The organism is Arthrobacter sp. zg-Y179 (assembly GCF_020907345.1).
In the GTDB taxonomy this organism is placed as follows: Bacteria; Actinomycetota; Actinomycetes; order Actinomycetales; family Micrococcaceae; genus Arthrobacter_B; species Arthrobacter_B jinronghuae.
The window spans coordinates 1-4,882 of the sequence record NZ_JAJJOB010000015.1; the positions used below are offsets into that span (position 1 = coordinate 1).

The window sequence follows — 4,882 nt, forward strand, 5'->3', positions numbered from 1 at the left end:
AATGTGTTACAGACACAGTCCGGGGACCAAGGAAAATTGGTCGTCCGCACTGCACTAAATTCGAAACCGGCTAAAAAAACCGTCCCATACCCACGGGGTGGGCGGAACGGCCTGTTCAACCAATCAAAATAAATTGGTATCAATAAACTTGGCACACTATTGAGTTCTCAAACAACAGACGCAATCCGAATATACTCGGGAAAACAATGTTTTCCTTTTCTTCTTCGCTGCAATGTTTTACAGGAAAGCGTTTCCGCCGTCCCGGACCCATCAACAACCGGAGTCTTTCCCACCGGCCCCGCGAAGGGCACGCACTGGTTGGACTCTGTTTTTTGTTGGGGTTTGGCCGCCATGCTCGGGCGCTTTTCCAGCGTCCCGGCCGCGGCGACTTCTAAAACTTTACACATGTTTACCCGTTGCCGCAAATCGCCCGGCATAGCTGGAGCCGGCCCCCTATCGGGCGCCGGCTCCGGCTGTCCGTCAGCCTCTCAGTAAGGGAAGCCCTGGACTAACTGCTGCGTCTCCGGAAGGAGCCCAGGACCAACAGTGATCCTGCCAGTACGGCACCCCCTGCTGCCATGACCATAGGCGTGGCGCCTTCCGCCCCGGTCCGCGGAAGCCGTTCGGTAACCGGCACCGGCGCATATTCATTGACCACCCCGGCCGTCACCACCTGCCCCGGCAGGATGGTTACCTCCGCCCTACCTGACGATTCCACGGTCACGTCCTCATTGGCGCCGGATGCCGGCTCCGTAACCTGGCACACTGTTCCCGCCGGGATGCCGTCGTACCGCTGGGTAAAGGTATCCGCCGAAGTCCCCTCGGGGATAACGAAGATCTCGTCGATCAGTCCGTCACCGCACTGGATGTGAAGCACGACGTCGTCCTGCAGTCCGGCTCCGGACCCTGTGATGGTTTTCGCCACGACCAGGCTGCCCGGGTTGAATTCCACAGTATTTGTGACCTCCAGGACGTTTCCGCCTTCGACGATCGTCACCGGCTCCGGGAGGACGGGTGTCACCGTTACCTCAACGGTGGATCCGGTGACCTCTTCCGTCACCGCGCACACCGTTCCCACCGGCAGGTCTGCCACGGTATTGCTCACCGGCGCAGCTGTCCCGGCAGGAATCTCGAAAACAAAGGCGCCCGCCGGCCCGCAGCCCACGGTCAGGGTGATGGCACCCTGACTACCGACTCCTCCGCCGGCAAACGTTTTGTTCACCACGAGGTCTCCCGGCACGAAGAACTCCGCCGTCGCCTGGACTGCGGCATTCAACACTGTGGTCGTGGCGAGGATGATGGGCTGCTTTTCCACCAGTGGATCAGCCTGGTCGTAGAGATAGACGTTGCCGGTCTGGACGGTGACGGCAGCGCGTGCGCTGAGGACTCCCGGAACGGTTGATGCCGGCGGGCCACCCACCCAGACCTGGGTCCCCGAAGGGACTGTGCTCCCGCTGGGGATAGGGACGGTCCCCGCAGCATCGGCAAACATGGTGTATCCGGTCGGCACGGAAACCGTAATCGCCCCTGGTCCTTGCGCTGCGACCGTGAACGGGCCCGCCACTCCTCCCGTCGGGCCCGCAGCAACCGGTGGGGTCACGGTAATGTTCGGCGGGGGCGGTTCCGGCAGGGGCCCGTTGATCCGGGCGTCTTCGACGATCGCCGCGACCGCGGGCCTGATGACCGTCTCCGTAGTATTGACCAGGTATCCGTCGGTTATGTACCAGATCGCGGCCTGCACCGCCGCAGCCTGCTGGTTTACTGTTAAGCCCGCAGGGGCTGCGGGATTCGCAGGATAGTAGTTGTTCAAGATGTAATTTACGTAGCCAAGGTTGGCTACGTCGGCTTCCTCCCAGGGCGCGTTCACGTAGCCGACGCCGAGGGTGGTGCCTATCGCGACGTTGATGCAATACATCCGGCCGAGCCGGCCATCGGCGTCCTGAGTGTTAAGGACGCCGGTGTACCCGCCGGCGGCAGGGACTCCCACCGGGTTGCCTTCGGGATAAGGCAGCGTGAGATCCGGCGGGGTGGGATCGTTGGCCAGGAAACCCTGAATACTTTGGCCTTCGCCTCGACTGGTAAAAACGAGATCCGCGTTTGCGCTGGCGACGGGTGCCGGCTCATTGGGGTCCGGATCCGTGACCCGGGCATTCGCGGGCGTAGCGAACGGTGCCAGAAGCAGCGCTGCAGCGGCCGCCATGCCTAAAAGTGACCTGCTTAGCCGGCTCTCGTGCCCCGACCGACGCCGCAGGCCGGAAGGAATGTAATGGCTCATAGGGGTCTCCTGCTTCTATCCCTGGGGATGACTCGCGAGTGACCATGCCGAAACCAGTTCGGCCTGTGCTGGGCACAGTATGTGGAAACCGAGGCCGGAGGTAGGCGAAACCGCCGTATTCGTAGAAAACCGGGCAGGACCAAACAACAGTAAAGGTCTTGGCGTCTTTCCGTCGGCAGCGCTGGAGTCGGGCCCTTGAGGGGCCCGGCTCCAGTATCAAAGCGCCGCTGGTCAAACCTTAGGTGTTGTGGCGCCGGCGCGTTGATCCCAGGACCAACAATGATCCGGCGAGTACTGCAGCGGCGGCCACGGCGCCCAGCCCCGTGGCGCCGTCGGCCCCGGTGCGCGGTAGCCGTTCGGTAACCGGCACAGGTGCGTACTCATTGACCACCTCGAAGGTTTGGGACTGGCCGGGCAGGATGGTTACTTCAGCTGTGCCGGTCGATTCCACAGTGACATCTTCGTTAGCCCCGGATGTTGGCTCGGAAACCCGGCACAGCACGCCCGCCGGAATACCTTCGTACAGCTGGGTGAAGGTGTCGGCAGTGGTTCCCTCAGGGATAAGGAAAATCTCATCAATAATTCCATCGCCGCATTGGATGTGAAGCACGATATCGTCCTGCAGGCCCGCTCCGGAGCCGCTGATGGTTTTCGCCACGACCAGGTTGCCCGGGTTGAATTCCACCGTGTTGGTCACGGCGAGGACATTCTCCCCCTCGGTGATCGTCACCGGATCCGAGACGGTCGGCGTCACCGTCACCTCGGCAGTGGATCCCGTGACCGGTTCGGTAACAGAGCACACCGTTCCCACCGGAAGATCAACGATCGTTTCACTGACCGGCGCTGCCGTTCCTGCGGGGATTTCAAAGCTAAACATCCCCACCGTTCCACAATCGACAGTGAGCGCAATCGCGCCTTGGCTGCCTGCGGCTTCCCCTGCAAAGGTTTTGTTCACCAGCAGATCGCCCGGCACGAAGAACTCCGCGGTCGCCCCGGCAGTGGCTTCCAACACCGTGCTCGCGGCGAGGATGAGGGGCTGCGCATTATCCAACAGGGGATCACCCTGGTCGTAGAGGTAGACGTTGCCGGTCTGGACGTTGACGGCAGCGCGTGCGCTAAGGACTCCCGGAACCGTTGATGCCGGCGGACCGCCCACCCAGACCTGTGTGCCCGAAGCGACTACGCTCCCGCTGGGGATAGGAACGGCCCCCGCAGCGTCGGCAAACATGGTGTATCCGGTCGGCACGGACACCGTAACCTCCATGGCTCCTTCCGCCGCGACCGTGAACGGGCCCGCCACGCCTCCCGCCGGACCCGCAGCAACCGGTGGGGTAACGGTGACGTTCGGCGGGGGCGGTTCCACCAGTGGCCCGTTGGCCTGTGCGTCGGCGACGATCGCCTCAACCGCGGGCCTGATGACCGTCTCCGCAGTATTGACCAGGTATCCGTCGGTGAAGTACCAGATCGCACCCTGCACCGCCGCAGCCTGCTGATTGGCGGTTAAGCCCGCCGGCGCTGCGGGATTCGCAGGATAGTAGTTGTTCAAGATGTAATTTACGTAGCCGATGTTGGCTACGTTGGATTCGTCCCAGGCCCCCTGAACGTAGCCGATGCCGACCATGGTCTCCACCGCTGTGTCGATGCAGTACATCTGCCCGATCCCGCCACCGGCATCCTCAGTCAGAATGATGCCCGCGAACCGGCCGGTCACCGGCACTCCCACTGGGTTCCCCTCCGGATACGGTGCCAATGGATCCGGCGGGATGGGATTGTCAGCCACGAACGCCTGCACCCTTTGAGCGGGCCCGAGATCGGTAGTCACAACTTCCGCATTGGTGCCGGCTACCGGCGCCGGCTCATTCGGGTCCGGCTCTGTCCACGAGGCATTCGCGGGTGCCGCGAACGGTGCCAGCAGCAGCGCTGCAGCGGCCGCCATGCCTAAAAGAGACCTGCGTAGCCGGCGCTCGTGCCCCCGCCGACGCCGCGGACCGGAAGGAAAGTAATGGCTCATAGGGGTCTTCCTGCTTCTATCCCTGGGGATGACTCGCGAGTGACCATGCCGAAACCAGTTCGGCCTGTGCTGGGCACAGTATGTGGAAACCGAGGCCGGAGGTAGGCGAAACCGCCATATTCATAGAAAGCCGGGCAGGGACCAAATTTCTTATTGACATTCCCTGGTTAAACGCGGGGGTTAAACAAGGAGAGCCCGTACCAACACTGGTACGGGCTCAACCTCTTCAAATATTGTCCGGCGGTGACCTACTCTCCCACATCCTCCCGGATGCAGTACCATCGGCGCTGTGGGTCTTAGCTTCCGGGTTCGGAATGGGACCGGGCGTTTCCCCCACGCTATGACCGCCGTAACCCTTCTACCCGCACCCACCAAGGGTGGGAGGGGAAAACAATGGTTACAACACGTCCCGGAACCACCTCCGTAAGAAGGGGGTGCCGGCAGTGCGGTAAATATTGGTGAACCCGCCCCCTGGACAAGGAGACGGAATTCGTGTTCCAGGCGCAACAACCAACGGTTGTTGTCCGGGAACCACATAGTGGACGCAAGCAGCATGATCTAACAACACCCTTTATACTTTGACGGACCGTTTGAAG

2 protein-coding genes and 1 rRNA gene are annotated in these 4,882 nt (G+C 61.9%); all 3 read right to left on the reverse strand.

Features of this window, described 5'->3' with window-relative positions; genetic code table 11:
• Window positions 1–508: 508 nt before the first annotated feature.
• The gene (locus tag LOC56_RS16035) at window positions 509–2,200 is read right to left on the reverse strand and encodes a thioester domain-containing protein (RefSeq protein ID WP_229953282.1); all 1,692 of its coding nucleotides are present in this window, start codon (window positions 2,198–2,200) and stop codon (window positions 509–511) included.
• Between the two features lie 313 nt (window positions 2,201–2,513).
• On the reverse strand, window positions 2,514–4,211 hold the full coding sequence (locus tag LOC56_RS16040; RefSeq protein ID WP_229953283.1) for a thioester domain-containing protein: 1,698 nt from the start codon (window positions 4,209–4,211) through the stop codon (window positions 2,514–2,516).
• A gap of 310 nt (window positions 4,212–4,521) precedes the next feature.
• Window positions 4,522–4,638, reverse strand: a 5S ribosomal RNA gene (gene rrf / locus LOC56_RS16045).
• Window positions 4,639–4,882 lie beyond the last annotated feature (244 nt).